17 protein-coding genes are annotated in these 17,734 nt (G+C 74.7%); 13 read left to right on the forward strand and 4 right to left on the reverse strand.

What is annotated here, in order from left to right:
- Positions 1-35 precede the first annotated feature (35 nt).
- The 10 genes from Dvina_RS24785 to Dvina_RS24830 all read left to right on the forward strand — a co-directional run bounded on the left by Dvina_RS24785 (position 36) and on the right by Dvina_RS24830 (position 10,397).
- Complete coding sequence (locus Dvina_RS24785) at positions 36-503, forward strand: TolB family protein (RefSeq protein ID WP_223104845.1); 468 nt, start codon at positions 36-38, stop codon at positions 501-503.
- A 966-nt stretch (positions 504-1,469) separates the two neighbouring features.
- Complete coding sequence (locus Dvina_RS24790; protein WP_223104846.1) at positions 1,470-2,873, forward strand: FGGY family carbohydrate kinase; 1,404 nt, start codon at positions 1,470-1,472, stop codon at positions 2,871-2,873.
- A complete protein-coding gene (locus Dvina_RS24795) occupies positions 2,870-4,228 on the forward strand; it encodes an NAD(P)/FAD-dependent oxidoreductase (RefSeq protein WP_223104847.1) in 1,359 nt (452 codons plus the stop codon). Before Dvina_RS24790 ends, Dvina_RS24795 begins: the two co-directional genes overlap by 4 nt.
- Positions 4,225-5,436 carry an NAD(P)/FAD-dependent oxidoreductase gene (locus Dvina_RS24800; RefSeq protein WP_223104848.1) on the forward strand — a complete coding sequence of 404 codons (1,212 nt, stop codon included), beginning with the start codon at positions 4,225-4,227 and terminating at the stop codon, positions 5,434-5,436. The genes Dvina_RS24795 and Dvina_RS24800 overlap by 4 nt, the downstream gene beginning before the upstream one ends.
- A gap of 167 nt (positions 5,437-5,603) precedes the next feature.
- Positions 5,604-6,677 carry a sensor histidine kinase gene (locus Dvina_RS24805; RefSeq protein WP_223104849.1) on the forward strand — a complete coding sequence of 358 codons (1,074 nt, stop codon included), beginning with the start codon at positions 5,604-5,606 and terminating at the stop codon, positions 6,675-6,677.
- 5 nt (positions 6,678-6,682) lie between these two features.
- Complete coding sequence (locus Dvina_RS24810; protein WP_223104850.1) at positions 6,683-7,735, forward strand: LolA-like protein; 1,053 nt, start codon at positions 6,683-6,685, stop codon at positions 7,733-7,735.
- Complete coding sequence (locus Dvina_RS24815; protein ID WP_223104851.1) at positions 7,732-8,637, forward strand: ABC transporter ATP-binding protein; 906 nt, start codon at positions 7,732-7,734, stop codon at positions 8,635-8,637. Before Dvina_RS24810 ends, Dvina_RS24815 begins: the two co-directional genes overlap by 4 nt.
- Positions 8,634-9,449: an ABC transporter permease gene (locus tag Dvina_RS24820; RefSeq protein ID WP_223104852.1), complete on the forward strand. Its 816-nt coding sequence runs from the start codon at positions 8,634-8,636 to the stop codon at positions 9,447-9,449. Before Dvina_RS24815 ends, Dvina_RS24820 begins: the two co-directional genes overlap by 4 nt.
- Before the next feature lie 11 nt (positions 9,450-9,460).
- Positions 9,461-9,988 carry a hypothetical protein gene (locus tag Dvina_RS24825; protein WP_223104853.1) on the forward strand — a complete coding sequence of 176 codons (528 nt, stop codon included), beginning with the start codon at positions 9,461-9,463 and terminating at the stop codon, positions 9,986-9,988.
- Positions 9,981-10,397 (forward strand): hypothetical protein, encoded by a 417-nt coding sequence (locus Dvina_RS24830; RefSeq protein WP_223104854.1) that lies wholly within the window; start codon positions 9,981-9,983, stop codon positions 10,395-10,397. The genes Dvina_RS24825 and Dvina_RS24830 overlap by 8 nt, the downstream gene beginning before the upstream one ends.
- 27 nt (positions 10,398-10,424) lie before the next feature.
- Here the strand turns inward: Dvina_RS24830 and Dvina_RS24835 are convergent, their stop codons facing one another.
- From Dvina_RS24835 to Dvina_RS54440, 3 genes are read right to left on the reverse strand one after another with little or no spacing between them, the layout of a single operon-like run.
- Positions 10,425-12,044 (reverse strand): amylo-alpha-1,6-glucosidase, encoded by a 1,620-nt coding sequence (locus Dvina_RS24835; RefSeq protein ID WP_223104855.1) that lies wholly within the window; start codon positions 12,042-12,044, stop codon positions 10,425-10,427.
- A gap of 7 nt (positions 12,045-12,051) precedes the next feature.
- On the reverse strand, positions 12,052-12,849 hold the full coding sequence (locus tag Dvina_RS24840) for a carbohydrate ABC transporter permease (protein ID WP_223104856.1): 798 nt from the start codon (positions 12,847-12,849) through the stop codon (positions 12,052-12,054).
- Positions 12,846-13,178, reverse strand: a complete 333-nt coding sequence (locus Dvina_RS54440; protein WP_246656416.1) for a carbohydrate ABC transporter permease — start codon at positions 13,176-13,178, stop codon at positions 12,846-12,848. Before Dvina_RS54440 ends, Dvina_RS24840 begins: the two co-directional genes overlap by 4 nt.
- Positions 13,179-13,192: 14 nt before the next feature.
- On the opposite strand from Dvina_RS54440, the gene Dvina_RS54445 reads away from it, so the two are divergent.
- A complete protein-coding gene (locus Dvina_RS54445) occupies positions 13,193-13,411 on the forward strand; it encodes a hypothetical protein (RefSeq protein ID WP_246656417.1) in 219 nt (72 codons plus the stop codon).
- Positions 13,412-13,574: 163 nt separating this feature from the next.
- Here Dvina_RS54445 and Dvina_RS24850 read toward each other — a convergent pair whose 3' ends face one another.
- The gene (locus Dvina_RS24850) at positions 13,575-14,759 is read right to left on the reverse strand and encodes a sugar ABC transporter substrate-binding protein (RefSeq protein WP_223104857.1); all 1,185 of its coding nucleotides are present in this window, start codon (positions 14,757-14,759) and stop codon (positions 13,575-13,577) included.
- A 156-nt stretch (positions 14,760-14,915) separates the two neighbouring features.
- On the opposite strand from Dvina_RS24850, the gene Dvina_RS24855 reads away from it, so the two are divergent.
- Together Dvina_RS24855 and Dvina_RS24860 are read left to right on the forward strand one after the other, a co-directional pair.
- Positions 14,916-15,926 (forward strand): LacI family DNA-binding transcriptional regulator, encoded by a 1,011-nt coding sequence (locus tag Dvina_RS24855; RefSeq protein WP_223104858.1) that lies wholly within the window; start codon positions 14,916-14,918, stop codon positions 15,924-15,926.
- Between the two features lie 63 nt (positions 15,927-15,989).
- Entirely contained in the window at positions 15,990-17,723 is a 1,734-nt protein-coding gene (locus Dvina_RS24860) for a hypothetical protein (RefSeq protein ID WP_223104859.1), read from the forward strand.
- Positions 17,724-17,734 lie beyond the last annotated feature (11 nt).

The raw sequence follows: 17,734 nt of genomic DNA on the forward strand, positions 1-17,734 counted from the left end.
GTCACAAGGACGGGACGCACACACCGGGGGCAGGGATGAACCGCAACTTCGTCACGCGCACGCTTATCGTCGCCGGTTTCGCCGCCGCGGCCGCCGCGCTCACCGGGGCCACCGCCGCCTCCGCGGGCACCACCCCCACCGTCTACGCCAGCCACGGCGCCGTCTACGTCAAGCAGGCCGGCCACGCCACCCGCCTCACCCAGGACGAGGTCAGCAAGCAGCCGGTCCTGTCCCCGGACGCCACCCAGATCGCCTACGTGCACAACGACACCGTGTGGGTCATGAACCTCGACGGCTCGCAGCAGCACCAGGTAAGCGACCGCACCGGCCGCAAGCCGGCCTGGGACGCGAGCGGCGTGCGCATCACCTACACCGCGACCTCCTGCACCGGCGCCCCGGGCACGTTCCGCACCGGCGTCGACGGCGGCGCCGCCTCCGAGGTCGTCGCCCCGGCCGCCTGCGTGAGCCAGGACGCGCCCCTGGTCGGCTACATCACCGGCTGACCGGGCACCGCGTCGCCGGGCGGTGCCTGTCGCTCCACCGCCGCCCGAAGCTCCGGCGCCACCTCCCGGGCGACCGCCACACAATCGACGGCGAGCCGCACTGCCTCGGCCGTACCGCTCCCGCTCGACCAACAGCCCGCTGCCGGCGGTCTCCTCGAGTGCCACCAGGGGCGTGGGGATGCTGCTCCCTGCGGCGGCTGTTCGAGGCCCGGGCCGGACCAGCCGACCGGCCTGGCCGGCCAGGCCGGCCCGAGGGCGTGTGCTCGTCGTCGTGTGCGGCACCCGCGCCCTGCTCGACGCCGCGTCCGGCCCGGAATGAGGGCGAACTCAGGGGCCCGATTCCTCGTCCGCGGCGACGCCGACCGCTGACCGACGCTCACCCAACGCCTGCCCGACGGCTCGACCCGCGGCTGGAGTCATTGACCCTCGCATCCGCCCGGTCCGGCAGCATGGCCCGGCTCGCCGCCGCCGACCTGCCTTCGGGCCGCCCCACCCGACCGTGGCGGGAATACTCCTGGGGACATCACACCGGCGCCCACCGCAAACCGAGCTGAACGAGGACATGCGCGTGCTGATATCCGAACGGACGGGACGTTACGACGAAGTCGTTGTCCGGATACTTCGCGGCCTGCCGATCACCGTCGAAGGGTCGGGCGGCCACGAGGGTCCGGGTCGGGGACTCGCCGATCGTCGCCGGATCGGCCGCCTCGACTCGCGAACGGCCCGCGCGGGGGTTGACGGTCGGGCCGCCGGACCGGGTACGGTCAGGATCTCGGCCTCGCGCGGCCCGGGCCGGCGCCCCGGTCGGGAGTCGGTCGGGAGTCGGTTGCGGCCCTGGCTGTATCGGAGGTGAGCGGCGGCCATGTTCGAGCACTTCGGCCGGTCCGCCGGGCCGCGGACCCCGAGGGCTGTCCCGCCCGGTGAGGCGAAGCCCGGGCGGGTCGGGCTGTTCACGGCCGCCGTACGGTGAGCGGCATACTCGCCATCGACCAGGGCACCTCGGGCACCAAGGCCGTGGTCACCGGCTTCGACGGGCAGGTGCTGGCCACGGCCGAGGAGGAGCTGCGCCCGCGGTACCTCGACGGCGGCGGCGTCGAGCAGGACCCGCACGCGCTGCTCGCCTCCGTGTTCACGGCCGGGCGGCGGGCGGTCGCCGCGGCCGGCGTGCCGCTCGAGGCCGTGGCGCTCGCGAACCAGGGCGAGACGGTCCTGGCCTGGGACCGGGCCACCGGCGAGCCGCTGAGCCCGGCGATCGTCTGGCAGGACCGCCGGGCCGAGGCCGTCTGCACCGCCCGCGCCGACGCCGCCGGGCGGGTGGCCGCGCTCACCGGCCTCGTGCTGGACCCCTACTTCTCGGCGCCGAAGATGCGGTGGCTGCGCGACCAGGGCTTCGACGGTGGCGTCGTCACGACGACCGACGCCTGGATCGTGTACCGCCTGTGCCGTGCCTTCGTCACCGACGCCGCCACGGCGAGCCGTTCGCTGCTGCTCGACCTCGACACCGTGGCGTGGAGCGACGAGCTGCTCGACCTCTTCGGGCTCGGCGCCGAGGAGCGGCCCGAGATTGTGGCGAGTGACGCGATCGTCGGCACCACCGCCGCGTTCGGCGGCGAGGTCCCGGTCACCGGCCTCATCGTCGACCAGCAGGCCGCCCTGCTCGCCGAGGCGTGCCTCGACCCGGGCACCGCCAAGTGCACGTACGGCACCGGCGCCTTCCTCCTGGCCCAGCTCGGCGCGGCCGCCACCCGGTCCCGGGCCGGCCTGTCGACGTCTGTCGCGTGGCGGCTGCGCGACACCACCGCCTACTGCGCCGACGGCCAGGTCTACACCGCTGCCTCCGCCGTGCGCTGGCTCACCGACCTCGGCCTCATCCGCGGCGCCGCCGAGCTCGACACCGTCGCCGCTCCCGACAGCGGCGGCGTCCTGTGCGTCCCCGCCCTCGCCGGTCTCGCCGCACCGTGGTGGCGCCCGGCCGCGACCGCCTCGCTCACCGGGATGACCCTCGACACCGGCCGCGGGCACATCGTCCGGGCCGTCCTGGAGGGCATCGCCGCCCAGGTCGCCACGCTCGTCGGCGTCACCGGCAGCGACCTCGGCACGCCGCTGACCCGGCTGCGCGTCGACGGCGGCCTCACCCGCTCGCGCGTGCTCATGCAGGCCCAGGCCGACCTCGCCCAGATCCCCGTCGACGTGTACCCGTCGGCGCACGCCACAGCCCTCGGCGCCGCCGCCTGCGCCCGCCTCGCCCTGCACCCGGGACTGTCCATCGCGGACGCGGCCGGCGCCTGGAGTCCGGCGGCGACGTTCGAGCCCGAATGGTCGCCGGACCGCGCCGCCGAGCACCTCGGCCGCTGGCGGGCGCAGGTATGACGGCGTTCGACGTGGCGGTCATCGGCGCCGGGCTGGTCGGCTCGGCGATCGCCCGGCTGCTCGGCGGTGCCCGGCTGCGCACGGTGCTCATCGAGGCCCGCGACGACGTCGGCGACGGCACGAGCAAGGCCAACACCGCGATCCTGCACACCGGCTTCGACGCCACGCCCGGCACCCTCGAGGCCCGCCTGGTCGCCCGCGGCTACCGCCTCCTGCGCGAATACGCCGAGGCCACCGGTGTCCCGGTCGAGCGCACCGGCGCCCTGCTCGTCGCGTGGACGCCGCAGGAGCTGGCCACCCTCCCCGCACTGCGGGACAAGGCCGAACGCAACGGCTACACCGACTGCGCCATCATCGATGCACGGCAGGTGTACTCCACCGTCCCCGGCCTGGCCCCCGGAGCCCTCGGCGGCCTCACCGTCCCGGGCGAGTCGATCACCTGCACGTGGACGACGAACCTGGCCCTGGCCACCGACGCTGTCAACCGCGGCGTGACACTCCTGCGCGGCCACCGCGTGACGGCGGTCCACGACGACGGTGCGCTGACCCGGCTCGGCACCGACCGCGGCGAGATCGGCGCCCGCTGGGTCGTCAACGCGGCCGGCCTCGGCGCGGACACCGTCGACCGGCTGTTCGGCCACGAACGGTTCACCGTCACCCCGCGCCGCGGCGAGCTCATCGTGTTCGACAAGCTCGCCCGGCCCATGGCGCCGCTCATCGTCCTGCCCGTGCCGTCCAAGGTGGGCAAGGGCGTCCTCATCTCCCCGACGATCTACGGCAACGTGATGCTCGGGCCGACCGCCGAGGACCTCGACGACCGCACCGCCACCGGCACCTCCGAGGCGGGCCTGCGATTCCTGCGGGACAGGGGCGCGGCGCTGATGCCGGGCCTGCTGCGGGAGGAGGTCACCGCCACCTACGCCGGGCTGCGGGCCGCGATCGACGCCGACGACTACCTGATCGACGTGTCCGCGCGGCAGCGGTACGCGCTCGTCGGTGGCGTCCGCTCGACCGGCCTGACCGCCTCGATGGCCATCGCCGAGCACGTCGTGTCCCTCCTGGCCGGGCACCTGGACGTCGCGCCGCGGCCCGAGCTGCCGCCGGCGCCGCGCATGCCCAACCTCGGTGAGGCGTTTCCCCGGCCCTATCAGGACGTCGCGGCGATCGCGGGCGACGGCGAGTACGGCCGGATCGTCTGCTTCTGCGAACGCGTCACCCGGGGCGAGATCCGCGACGCGCTCCGGTCGGTGATCCCACCGGTCACAGTGGACGGTCTGCGCCGCCGGACCCGGGCGATGAACGGCCGGTGCCAGGGGTTCTACTGCGGTGCGGAAGTCGCGGGGTCGCTGCGGTGAGCGAGCACGTGCGGGTGGCGGTCGTCGGCGGCGGGCCGGCCGGGCTCACCGCGGCCGCCGCGCTGGCCGGGCGGGTCGGCGGGCCTGTGCTCGTGCTGGAGCGCGAGGCCGCGGCCGGCGGCATCCCGCGGCACAGCGACCACGGCGGGTACGGTCTGCGGGACCTGCACCGCGTCCACAGCGGACCGGCGTACGCGCGCTCGCTGGTGGCCCGCAGCCGCGCCGCCGGTGCCCGGGTGGAGACCGAGGCGATGGTGACCGGGTGGGCCGGCGAGCGGGCCCTCGAGGTGACGTCGCCGCGCGGGCGCCGGACCGTGACCGCCGACGCGATAGTGCTCGCGACCGGCGCGCGGGAACGGGCCCGCCCGGCCCGCTGGATCGCCGGCGACCGCCCGGCCGGCGTGTACACCACCGGCCAGCTCCAGCAGCTCGTCCACCTGCACCACCGCCCGGTCGGCCGCCGCGCCGTCGTCGTCGGAGCCGAGCTGGTGAGCTGGTCGGCAGTGCTCACCCTGCGCGCGGCCGGGTGCCGGACGGTCCTGCTCACCACGGAGCTGGACCGGCCCGAGCTGCGGCTGCCGATCCGGCCCGTGCGCACCCGGACCCGCGTCGCCGCCGTCCACGGCACCGGCCGGGTGTCCACTGTGGAGCTGGAGGACCTGCGCACCGGGCGCCGCACCCGCGTCGAGTGCGACACCGTCGTGCTCACCGGCGACTGGGTTCCCGACCACGAGCTGGCCCGCGCCGCCGGGCTGACCCTCGACCCCGGCACCCTCGGCCCGCGCGTGGACGCGGCGCTGCGCACCAGCCGGCCGGGCGTGTTCGCCGCCGGAAACCTGCTCCACCCGGTCGATACCGCCGACGTCGCCGCCCTTGACGGTCGCCACGTGGCCGCGGCCGTGCAGCAGTGGCTGGCCGGCGGGGCCGCGGCGGCCGGGCCGGGCCTCGAGGTGGTGGCCGAGCCGCCGCTGCTCTGGGTGGCCCCGCAGCTGATCCACCCCGGCGGCCCGCCGCCGGCCCGTGGCCGCCTGCTGCTGTGGACCGCCGAGCGCCGCCGGCTCCCGCTGGTGACCGCCGCGCAGGACGGCCGCGTCGTGGGCTCGGCCCGCCTGCCGTGGCCCGCCGCGCCCGGCCGCATGTTCCGGGTCCCGTACTCGCTCGTCCGCGGGGCCGACCCGGGCGGCGGCCCGGTCCACCTCACACTCTGACCGGGGCTGCGGCCACGGCCCGGTCACCGTCCCGGCCGGAAGCGGTCGGCGGGTGGCCATGCGGCGCCCCGGTGCGCTTCTCGCCGATGTCACCCTGAACCTGGACAATGCGTCCGCGCGGGTGGCGGCTATGCTCGGCGGCTCCACGAGACTGGGGGGTGGCGACGGTGCGGGCGTGGGCGGTGCGGCAGTGGCCGGTGGCCGTGGGGCTGGGCGTGCTGCTGATCGGGGACGTCGTGTCGGTGCGCTGGCGGGACGTGCCGGGGCAGGGGTGGGTCTGGCCGGGAGCGGTCGCGCTCTGTGTGCTCGCGATAGCGGCCTGGCGCTGGCCCGTCGGCGCCGGCGTGGCCGGTGGGGCGCTGCTGATCGGGTGGTCGACGGTGCTGCGGCTGGCCGGGGCGCAGGTCGTGCCGGAGCTGGGCACCCTGCTCGCCGTCGAGGTCGGCGCGGTGGCCTGGCTGATGGTGGTGGCGGTCCGCCGGGAGAGCGTGGTCGTCGCCAGCGCGGCCGTCGCCTCACTCGTCACGGGCGGGGTCGCGGCGCAGTGGCTGCGGGTGGAGCCGTCGGCCGGCGCGCCGATGCACGATCGCCTGCTCTCGGCCGCGCTGCTGCTCTGCGTGTGCGTCATGGCCGGGCGGTTCCTGCGCAACCGCGACGCCGAGCGGGCCCGGGCGGTGCGGGCGGCGGTGGCGGCCGCGCGCGAACGGGAGCGCCTGGGGCTGGCCCGGGAGCTGCAGGAGGTCATCGCCCAGCACACGCCGCCGGACAACGCCGAGGCGCAGGCGGCGCTGCAGTGCCTGACCGCGACGCTGCGGGGTGGGGACGCGGGCGAGGCACCGCGGGTGCGGGCCACCGACGATCTCGTGGCCGATTTGAAGAGCGCGACCCATGGCGGCGGTACCGCGGTGGCGCTCGACGTGGACCTCGCGGAGCCGGTCCCGGCCGCCGTCAGCACGACGGTGCTGCGCATGGTGCAGGAGTCGGTCGCCAACGCGCGGCGGCACGCGGCCGGGGCGCGGCGCATCGAGGCGAAGGTGCGCGCCGGCGGCGGCCTGATCCGGGTCGAGGTGAGCGACGACGGGCGGCCCACCGCCGCGAAGACGAGCGGGTTCGGGCTCATCGGCCTGCGCGAGCGGGTCCACCTCCTGGGCGGGGAGTTCTCGGCCGGGCGCACGCCGGAGGGCGGCTGGCTGACCGCCGCCGAACTGCCGTTGCGGGAGCCGGAGCCCGACGTACCGTAGGTCGGGTGAGTGTGGTCCGGCGGGAGGCGCGGCGGCGGTGGAGCGTTGTCGCCGGGCTCGTCGGCGTGCTCGTCGCCGTCCCGCTCGTGGTGGCGTTCGCGCCGGTCCGGGCGGCCGCCGTCACCCGCGACCAGGTCCTGGCCGCGTCCGACCGGCCGTATCAGGGCTACGTGGAGACGCGCGGTTCGGTGGTGCTGCCGGATCTTCCCCAACTCGGCGAACTCGTCGGGCTTTTCGGGGGTACCACCAGTATGCGGGTCTGGCACAGGAATACCGATGCGTGGCGGGTGGCGGTGCTCGACCCGGTGGGGGAGCGGGACACGTTCCGCACCCCGGCGGCCACGTTCAGCTGGGACTACGGCCGCAACCTGTGGACCGAGACGGTCGGTGACCCGGCCGTGCGCGCGCCGCGGGCGGCCGATCTGACCCCGCCCGAGCTGGCCCGCCGCCTGCTGCGCGACGCCGGCGCGGACGCGGAGGTGCGCGCGCTGGCGCCCCGGCGCGTCGCCGGGATCGCGGCGTCCGGCCTGCGTGTGGTACCGAAGGATCGGGACAGCACCATCGGGGCGATCGACGTGTGGGCGGACCCGCGCAGCGGACTCCCGCTGCTCGTCGACGTGCCCGGCGCGCTCACGACCCGGTTCCTCGACGTCAGCGCCGACGCGCCCGCCGACGACGTGCTGCAGCCGCGGGCGGCCGCGTCGTCCGGGTTCGCGTCCAGCACCCAGTCGGAGATCACCTCCGCCCTGAACAGCGTCGCCCGGGCGAACCTGCCCGGCGACCTCGCGGGGCGGGCGCGAGTGCCGGGGCCGGTGAGCGCGATCGCGGCGTACGGCAGCGGGCTCTCGCGGTTCGTCGTGATCGCGGTGCCGGGGCGCCTGGGGCAGCGCACGCTCAACGCGCTGCGCGACGGCGGCGGCGCACCGATCACGCAGGGTTACCTGATCCGGGCGGGGGTGCTGAGCATCGCTGTGACGCAGGCGGGGCGGCGCACCTACCTGATCGCCGGGTTCGTCACCCCCGCGCTCCTCACGGCCGCGGCCGGGCAGCTGCGATGATCGAGACGTCTGCACTCGTCAAGCGCTACGGCCGGGTGACAGCGGTCGGCGGCGTCGACGTGCGCGTGCCGGAGGGGGCGCGCTACGGGCTGCTCGGGCCCAACGGCTCCGGCAAGACCACGCTGATCCGGATGCTGCTCGGGCTCGTCTTCGCGACGAGCGGCGAGATCACCGTCATGGGCCGGCCGATCCCGCGCCGATTAGCCGAGGTCCTGCCGGAGGTGGGCGCGCTCGTCGAGGGTCCGGCGGCCTACGGGCACCTGTCCGGGCGGGCCAACCTGCGCCTGCTCGACGGGGCCGGGCGGGCGGTGCGGACCACCCGCCGCCGGCGGATCGAGGAGGCGCTGGAGCGGGTGGGCCTGGCCGGGGTCGACGGCCGCCCGGTCCGCACCTACTCCCTCGGCATGCGCCAGCGCCTCGGCCTGGCCGCCGCACTGCTGCGCACCCCGCGCCTGCTCATCCTCGACGAGCCGACCAACGGCCTCGATCCGCAGGGCATCCACGAGATCCGGGCGCTGCTGCTGGAGGTCAACCGGGCCGGGACCACGCTGCTGCTCTCCAGCCACCTCCTGGCCGAGATCGAGCAGCTGTGCACCCGGGTCGGGATCATGGACCGCGGCCACCTCGTCGGCCAGGATGAGCTCGCCACGCTGCAGGCCCCGACCGGCCGCGTCGTGCTGCGCAGCCCCGACGCCGACGGGGTGGCCGCCCTGCTCGACGGCCGGGTCGTGGACCGCGACGGCGACCGGCTCGCCGTCACCCACCCCGACCCGGCCGCCCTCAACGCGCAGCTCGTCGCGGCCGGCCTGCGGGTCACCGAGCTGGCCACCGAACGCCGCACCCTGGAGCAGGTCGTGCTGCAGGCGACCGGGGCCGGCGCCGACCGGATGGAGCGCCGATGATCGTCGTCGAGCTGCGCAAGCTCTTCCGCCGCCCGCGTACCCTGGTCTCGCTGGCGCTGCTCGTCGGCCTGCCGCTGACCGTGGCCGTCCTGCTCGCCACCACGCGGGTCGGCACCGCGGCGGGCAACGGACCGGCGTTCCTGTCGGCGGTCCTGAACAACGGTTCGCTCTTCCCGGCCGCCGCCCTGGCCATCGTCCTGCCGCTGTTCCTGCCGGTCGCGGTGGCGATCGTGGGCGGCGACGCGGTGGCGGGCGAGGCGAGCGCCGGCATGCTGCGCTATCTCATCGCCCGCCCGGTTGGCCGCACCCGCCTGCTGCTCGCGAAGCTCATGTCGCTCGTGGTGTACGTCCTGGGCGCCGTCCTGGCCGTCGTCGTCAGCGGCTACGTCATCGGCCTGCTGTTCTTCCCGGCCCAGCCCGGGGCCGAGGTCGTCACGTCGGTGTCCGGCCCGGCCCTGACCCCGCAGCAGGTGACGCTGCGCATCGGCGCGGCCATGCTCTACGTGGCCCTGTCCATGCTGGGCGTGGGCGCGATAGCCCTGTTCCTGTCCACGGTGAGCGACTCGTCACTCGGCGCCACGCTCGGCGCGCTGGCCGCCCTGGTCGCGAGCCAGCTCTTCACCGCCCTGGACGCCGCCGCCGCGATCCGCCCCTACCTGCCGACCCGCTACTGGCTGGCCTGGATCGACTTCTTCCGCGAGCCGATCCTGTGGCGCGACATCGAACGCGGCCTGGGCATCCAGGCCGTCTACGTCGCCGTCTTCCTGGGCCTGGCCTGGGCCAACTTCGCGACGAAGGACGTCACCTCGTAGCCCGGCCGGCCATGGCATTCCGGCTGCGCGGCCGCGACGATGCGGTGGTGGACCTGGTGAGCGCCCTGACGAGCGTGCTCGGGCTCGTCGCCGCAGCGGCCGGTGGCGCCGCCGCCTACAGGGTCCTCCGGCGCAGGTCCGGCATTGGCAGGCTCCACCGGACAGCGCTGCGCGAACGCGTCGACGTCGAAACCGTCATGCGCTCGCTTCAGGATTTTCTGCGCGAGTACCCCAGTCTGTCCGGGCTGGAAGCCCATATCCGAAGCCAGCTGTACACGATGAACGATGACTCGGTTCGCATCCGCAGCGAGGCGCTGTACTCCGAGTTGCAGGCTCCACCGCGATCAGTGCAGCGGCTGCGCCGCTTCGTGACAGCGCACGCGGACCACGGTGGTGTCTATCGGCTTGCCGTCCCGCTCGCCGTATCGCTGAGCAGTTGGTGGGACCCCGACGCCGCCCTCGTCGAGGTGCTCGATGCGCTTGCGGTCTCAGCCGCCGCGGTCGCTGACGCCGAGCGTCAGGCGGTGGGTCGTGGGTGACTCGGGTCGAGCCACGGCCCGGGGCGCCGGGCCGCACCGCCTGCTGCCCTTGCCGAAGGAGATCGCCGACTTCGAGCGGGCGCGGACGGGCTCCTCGGACTGGATCTTCGAACAGGCGCGCAATGAGCTCGAGCACCGGCGCCGCCGCGCGTACACGAACCTGGTGGTGCAGCTCGTCGGCTACAGCTGCGGGCTTGCGGCAGTCGTCGTGCTGGCCGTCCTTTCCTGGCACTTCGTCGACCGGGGTGACCCGAGCGCGGGGGCCGCGGTCATGATCTCGGCCGCCGGCGCGCTTGTCGGGATCTTCGTGACCGGCAAGGTCGTCGGTCAGAGGGGCCGGCCGGGCGCTGCGTCCACCGAGCCGCCGGAGCAAGGCGCCGACGGGCACCCGCCCGCTGAGGAGCCGTAGCCGGCGGCGGTGCTCCGGCGTGGACGGTCAGGGCCGGCGGCGCTGGGCGTGGGCGGCGGCGAGGATGAGGTAGGCGCTGGCCGTCCAGGTGTAGGCCCGGTCGCGCAGGCCGGCGCCGGTGTGGGCGTCGAAGTTCTCGGCGAAGCCGGAGCGCTCGCACAGGGCGCGGAACCGGGCGCTGATCTCGTCGGCCAGCCCGGTGTGCCCGGCCCGGCGCAGGCCGTCCTCGATCAGCACCGTCGACGGGGCCCAGATCGGGCCGCGCCAGTAGCCGTCGGCCTCGTAGTGCCCGGAGTCGGGCCGCTCGGTGGCCAGCCCGTGCTCGGTGAGGTGGGCGCGGATCTGCCCGGCCAGGGCGTCGCGGACCTCGGGCGGCAGCTCGTCGCCCAGGACGATCGGCATGCAGAAGAGCAGGCTGGGGGTACTCCACGCCCCGCCCGACCCGGGAGCGCGGGCGACGAACCGCTCGCCGTCCCACAGCCGCTCCAGCAGCGCCGCGCGGAGCCGGTCGGCGCGCTCGTGCCAGCCCAGCTCGCGCAGCTGCAAGATGAGGAACGCGGCCAGGTCGGGGGCCTGCACCACCCGGCCGGCGTCGAAGAGCGTCGCGTTGTCCCAGCCGCTGTCGTTGCCGTGCTGGTAGTGCGGCAGCTCCTCGCCGGGGGCCCGCCGGGCGGTCAGCCAGAACTCGGTCCACCGGGCCAGCTGCTCGTAGGTGCGCGGGTCCCGCGGGCCGCCGAGGCGGGCCAGGGCCCAGCCGTGGATCGGCGGCTTGACGAAGTTGTAGAGCACCTCGGAGTGGGTGATCGAGTCGGGCAGGGCGCCGGAGTCGTCCTGGTGGTCGAAGACGAGCCGGATCTGGTCCCAGGCGAGGGCCGGGTCGCCGGCGGCCAGGGCGAGGGCGTTGAAGCAGTGGTCCCAGCTCCACACCTTGTCCATCCAGTGCTTCGACATCAGCACGGCCGGGCGGGTGACGAAGCCGGCCGGGGCGACCGTCGCCGACCACAGGACGTAGGCGGCGAGCTCGGCCGCCGGGGTGCTCGCGTCCCGCCACGGCGCGACAGCGTCGGCGAACGCCGTGAACCGCTCGTGCGCGGCCTTGACCGCCGCGTCGAAGCCCAGCGCGGGGCGGTAGGGCGGGCGCTCGCCGGCGTACTCCTCGATGGCGATCTCCCAGTGCCCGGCGCCGAGGACCACGCCGCGCTCGGCCGGGCCCAGCGCCTCCGCGCCGCGCACGCCGGGCTCGGCGCCGGTGAGCACGGTAAGGCGGTACCGGCGGCCGGTCTCGTAGTTGGTGAACACGTGGGCGCCGTCAACCGGATCGCGGTATAGGTACGTGCCGCTGAACGGCGTGAGCGTGGACGCGGCCGCGCAGACCGTGAGCCCGAGCCCGGCGCCGCGCAGCCGGACGGTGTCGGGCGTCTCGTAGGTCAGCTCGATCCGCCCGGACCCGTGCACCCACTCCAGCCGGGCCGGGGTGGCGGTGACGGCCGTCCCGGCCGCGGCGGGTACGAACCGCAGCACGGCGTGCATGCCGCTCTGGTGCGAGACCAGGTGCAGGTCGTCGGCGACGTGGCCCTGGGCAATGACCGGCGAGATGCCGAACCAGGAGCCGGGGTGGCTGAACGGGGTGTCGCGGATCGCGAACAAGACGGGCTCATTCCTTGACGGCGCCCGCGGTGACGCCGGTGGCGACGAACCGCTGGGCGGCGACGAGCAGGACGGTGGCCGGAATGGACGCCACGACGGCGGTCGCCATGATGGCGTTCCACTCCTGGTTGTTGTTGCCGATGTACCGGTAGATGCCGAGCGTGATCGGGCGCAGCGCGCCGCCGCCGTCGAGTGTGGAGGCGAAGACGAAGTCCGACCACGCCCACAGGAACGCGAACAGCGACACGGTGACGACGGCGTTGCGGCTGACCGGCAGCACGATCGCGGTGAAGGTGCGCAGGGCACCGGCACCGTCGGTCTTCGCGGCCTGCAGCAGCTCGTCGGGGATGGCGGCCATGAACGCCGTGAACACGAGCACGGCGAACGGCACGGCGATCGTCGAGTCGGCCAGGATCAGGCCGGGCCAGGAGTTCAGGACGCCGAGGTTCAGGTAGATGGCGTAGAACCCCATCGCCATGATGATACCGGGGATCATCTGGGCGATCAGGAACGCGAAGCCGAGCGCTCCACCGCCGCGCGGGCGCAGCTTCGCGAGGCTGTACCCCGCGGGCGCGGCGAGCAGCACCGTGAACGCGACGGTGCCGAGCGCGACGAGCAGGCTCGTGCCGAGGTAGGGCAGCTGCTGCTCGAGCACGGCCCGATAGCCGTCCAGGGTCGGGTGCACCGGAAACAGGGTCGCCCGGCGCATGTCCCGATCCTGGGTGAGCGAGACGTTGACCATCCAGTAGACGGGGAACAGCATGATCGCGGTGAGCAGCACGCCGACGACGGTCCGCAGCCTCATCGCTGGGTCCGGATGTAGACGAGCCCGGCGACCAGGGCCAGGACGATCAGCAGGTTGCCGACCGCGGCGCCCGGCCCGAACTCGGGCAGCAGGTTGCCGAAGCCGAGCCGGTAGGACCACGTGGCGAGGGTCGTCGAGGCACCGTTCGGCCCGCCCCTGGTCATGATCCAGATGATGTCGAAGACCTTCAGCGTGTACACCAGGCCCAGCAGCAGGGTGATGAGCGAGACCGGCCGCAGCAGCGGGAACGTGATGCGCCAGAACTGCTGCCGGCCCGTCGCGCCGTCCAGGGCCGCGGCCTCGTACAGGTGGGCCGGGATCGCCTGCATGCCCGGAGTCGCTGTTGAGCATCCACGACCAGGTCGAGGCCGACACGATCAGCGGCAGCAGCCAGGGCACCAGGAACAGCGCCCGCAGCGTCGCCGCCAGCGGGAAGTGCCGGTTGAAGAACACGGCCAGGGCCAGGCCGATCGCGAACTGCGCGGCCAGCGACGCCGCCGTGAAGACGAGCGTGTGCGCGAGCGCGGGCCAGAACGTGGGGTCGGCCAGCACCGTGCGGTAGTTGTCCAGGCCGTTGAACGGGGCGTCGCCCTGCACGAACGAGCGGACCGTGTAGTGGCGCAGGCTCAGGTCGAGGTTGCGGTACAGCGGGTAGGCGTAGAACGCGCCGAGGTACACGACCACCGGCGCGAGGAACGCCCACCCGCTGACTCTGGAGCGCGTCGTCACTTGCCGGCCGAGGCCAGGGCGGCCTGCACGGAGGTCCACAGCTGCTGGGAGATCTTCGGGTATCTGGTGCCGAGGTTGTCGCTGGTCCGGCCCTTGGCCGCCCTGACCGCCTCGACCCACACCTTCAGCTCGGGGTTCGCCGCGACCTGCTTGTCCTGCACGGCCGCGGTGGGCGCGATGTAGGACAGGGTGGTGACTGTCGTGAGCGAGTTGTCGGTGTTCGTGAGGCATTCGACGAGCTTTTTCGTCTGGGGGTACCGGGAAGTGTCCTTCTGCACCGGAATGCTCACGAACTCGCCGCCGGTCGGCGCGGGCGCGGTGCCGCCGCCCTTGGCCGGGATCGGGATGATGCCGTAGTCGAAGCCGGCCTTCTTGGCGTTGGCCAGCTGCCAGGTGCCGTTCTCGGCGAACGCGTAGCCGCCGGTGGCGAACTCCTGCCAGCTCGTCGTCTGGGTGTTGCCGATGACCGAGTTCGGCGCGTAGCCGCTGCGCAGCCAGCCGGTCCACAGCTGCACCGCGGAGAGGCCCTCGGGCGAGTCGAGCTTGGTGAGGTTCGCCCCGGAGCCCCAGAACCAGGGCAGGAACTGGAAGCTGCCCTCCTCGGTGCCGATGGCGGAGAACGTGATGCCCTTCTTGCCCGCCGCCTTCACCTTGGCCAGCGCGGCGGTCAGCGAGGGCCAGTCCTTGACGGTGGCGATGTCGACGCCGGCGGCCTGCAGGACCGGTTTGTTGTAGTACAGGGCGAGGGTGTTCGCGCCGATCGGGATGCCGTAGGACTTGCCGCCGCTCTGCCCGGCCGCGATGAGGTTCCTGTCGATGGCCGTGGTGTCGAGCTTCGTGTCGTCGGTGCTGGTCAGCACGCCGGCCTCGGCGAGGGTCGACACCACGGGGTTGTCGACGATGAGCACGTCGGGCGAGCTGCCCTGCTGGGCGGCGAGCAGGGCCTTGTTCGTCAGGTCGGAGGTGTCGTAGCCGGTGCGCTTGACGGTGACGCCGGCGTCGGTGCCGCACTTGCCGAGCAGCTTGACCCAGGCGGACGCGTCGTCGTACTGCGGGTACGGGTCCCAGATCGTGTACGTGCCGCCGGCGGCCGCGCTCGTGTCACCGCCGCCGGTGGAGCAGGCGGCGAGCCCGCCGAGCAGTGTGAGCGCTACCAATGACGCACGCAGGGAAGTGTGCATGGGGTGCCCCTCGAGACGGTTGGGGTGTGTGGCGAATCGGTTCGCGAACCGATTCGCTGGGACGATAGGCACAGGGCGGCCCCGCGGTCAAGGGCCCTTTGACAGTGGTGAGGCGGCGCTCTAGATTCGAGGCGAACCGATTCGCTGGGGGTGTCCGTGAACATCGGCGAGATCGCCAAGCGGGCGGGCGTCTCCCGCAGCACGGTGTCCTACGTGCTCAGCGGCAAGCGCACCGTCTCCGAGGAGCTGCGCCGGCGCATCCTCACCGTGATCGAGGAGCTCGACTACCGCCCGAACGCGGCCGCCCGCGCCCTCAAGGAGGGCCGCACCCGCACGCTGGGCCTGGTCATCCCGCCGGCCAGCCAGCGCCTCACCGACATGCAGCTCGGCTTCGTCGCCAGCGTCGTGGAGGCCGCCGCCGGCGCCGACCTCGACGTGCTGCTCTCCCCGTCCGGCGGCGACCACGAGCGCTCCTTCGAGCGGGTCGTCACCGGCCGCCGTGTCGACGGGGTCATCCTCATGGAGATCCGCCTCGAGGACGACCGCGTCAGCCGCCTGCGCCAGAGCGGCCTGCCGTTCGTCACCATCGGCCACCCCGCCGACGCCGCCGACGTCTGGTGGATCGACGTCGACTACGCCACCCTCATCACCCGCTGCGTGCACCACCTGGCCGACCTCGGCCACCGCCACATCGCCTTCGTCAACCGCTCCGCCGAGCTCGTCGCGGCCGGCTACGGCCCCGGCCACCGCGCGCTCGCCGGCTTCACGTCCGCGATCACCGAGCGCGGCCTGGCCGGTGTCGACGTCTGCTGCCCCGACGACGCCGCGGGCGGCGAGGACTGCCTCGAGCGGCTCCTCGCCGACCATCCCGAGGTGACGGGCCTGGTCACCATCAACGAGGCCGCCCTGCCCGGCGTGCAGCGCGCACTGGAGCGGGCGGGCCTGCGCGTGCCCCGCGACTTCTCGATCGCCGGGGTCGCCGGCCGCCACTGGGCCGAGGACTTCCGCCCTCCGCTGACCGCCGCCGACGTCCCGGCCATGGAGATGGGCGACGAGGCCGTGCGGCTGCTGCAGGAGCGCATCGCCAACCCCGCCACGCCGCCCCGTCACATCCTGCACGCCCCACCGATCTCCCTGCGCAGCAGCACCGGCCCCCGCCGTCACTGATCGCGGCGTCAGGCCGGGCCGGACGCATTGTCCGGCTCGCTCGGGACTGATAGAAGTTGCTGCATGCCGTCACCCGCCGAGGTCGACCGTCTGCTGCGCGCCGCCGATGACCTGACCGCGCGGGCCGGGCTGGGCGCGGAGACCTCGGCTGCCGTCGGCCGGGCCCTGGCCGCGGCCCGTGCGCTCGGCGACCCCGGCCGGCTGCTGCACGCACTGGGCCGGGCAACGCTCAACCTCGCGCTCGAGCGGCTCGCCGACGGCGGCGACGTCACCGCCGTCCGCGAGGGAGCCGAGGAGGTGCTCCTGCTCGCCGCGGACCTGCTCGCCGCGCCCGGCGGCGATGCGAGCCGCCGGGCCGACGCCGTGTACCGCACCGCGCAAGCGGCCCAGATCCTCGGCGCCACCGGCCTCGGCGACCGCTGGCGCTCGATCGTCGAGGAGCTCTGGCGGACCGTCGCGCCCGGGCCGGCCGACGACCTCGACGGGCGGCGGGCCCGGACCGTGGCGCTCACCGCGTTCGTCGGGGTGCGGCTCGACGTGGACCCGGCCGGCCTCGCGCCGGCCGCCGCCGAGATGGTCGACCTGCAGCGGGGGCTCGCCCGTGACACCGGGGAGCCGGCCGCCCTGATCGACCTCACCGACGCCCTCGGGATCTTCGCCCGGGTCGCCCGGGCCCTGGACCGGCCGGACCTCATGCGGGTGGCGCTGAGCGAGCAGTACTCCCTCGCCCAGCTGTTCGCCGGCCCGCAGGTCCAGGCGCGGCTGGACGGCATCATGGCGTCCCTCGAGGAGCTGCACCGGGCCGCGCCGGGCGTCGCGATCGTCGTGCCCGGCGGGGGCGCCTGGCGCACGCGCGGCTCCTACCTGGACCTCCTGGATGAGCCCGCGCAGTCCACCGGTGCCACCGGACGGTTCGCGGCCCGGCTGGCGGCGGAGACCCGGGTGACGGCCCCGCCCGGCCCCGCCCCCGGCGACCACCCACCCGCCGACCCGTCGGTCACCGCCGAGTACACGGGCCGGCTGCACGCCGGTGTCGCGCTGGCCGCCGTGGACCGGACCGCGGACGCCGACCGCGTCCTGGCCGACCTCGCCGACGAGCTGAGCCTGCACGACCGGCTGGCGACCGGCCCGATCCTCGATGCGGTGCGGGGCCTGTGGGCCGCCGCCCTCTACGAGCGGGCGATGCTGCTGCACGGGCTCGGCCGCGCCGAGGAGGCCTGGGACCTGGGCTGGCTGTCGGTGGTCGTGGCCGTACGCCGGCACGAGGCCCTGACCGCCGCGAGCCCCACCGAGCGGGAGGCGCTGGCCGCCGCCGCCACCCACATGGTCGACGCCGCCGCGATCGCGGCCGCCGCCGGTCGCCCCGAGGACGAGGCGATGCTGCTGGCCGAGGCGACCGGCCGCTGCGCGGATGCGGCCGACCCACCGCTGCGGCGCATCCTGGGCACGGCCCTGCACAACCGCGCCGCCACCATGCGCGACCGGGGCCGCCCCGCGACCGCCGCCGCCCTGGCCGGACGCGCCCGCACCGTGCGCCGCGAACTGGCCGGCCCGCACGACGAGCGAGCGATGCGGGAGTACGCAAACACGCTCCTGCTCACCGCCGCCCTCGCCATCGACGCGGCGGACTGGCCGGCCGCCGTCGACAGCCTCACGGCCTTCGGATCGCAGCTGCACGCCCTGCGGCCGCCACCGGAGGCGATGGCCGACCACGCCGCCCACCTCGCCGCCGCGGTCGCCACTGGAGCCCCCGCCCTCGTGGCCGCCGCCCGCGCCGCCGGCTCCTGGCCCTACTGAGCCCCGGCGAT

This window comes from Dactylosporangium vinaceum (assembly GCF_019904175.1).
GTDB lineage: Bacteria > Actinomycetota > Actinomycetes > Mycobacteriales > Micromonosporaceae > Dactylosporangium > Dactylosporangium vinaceum.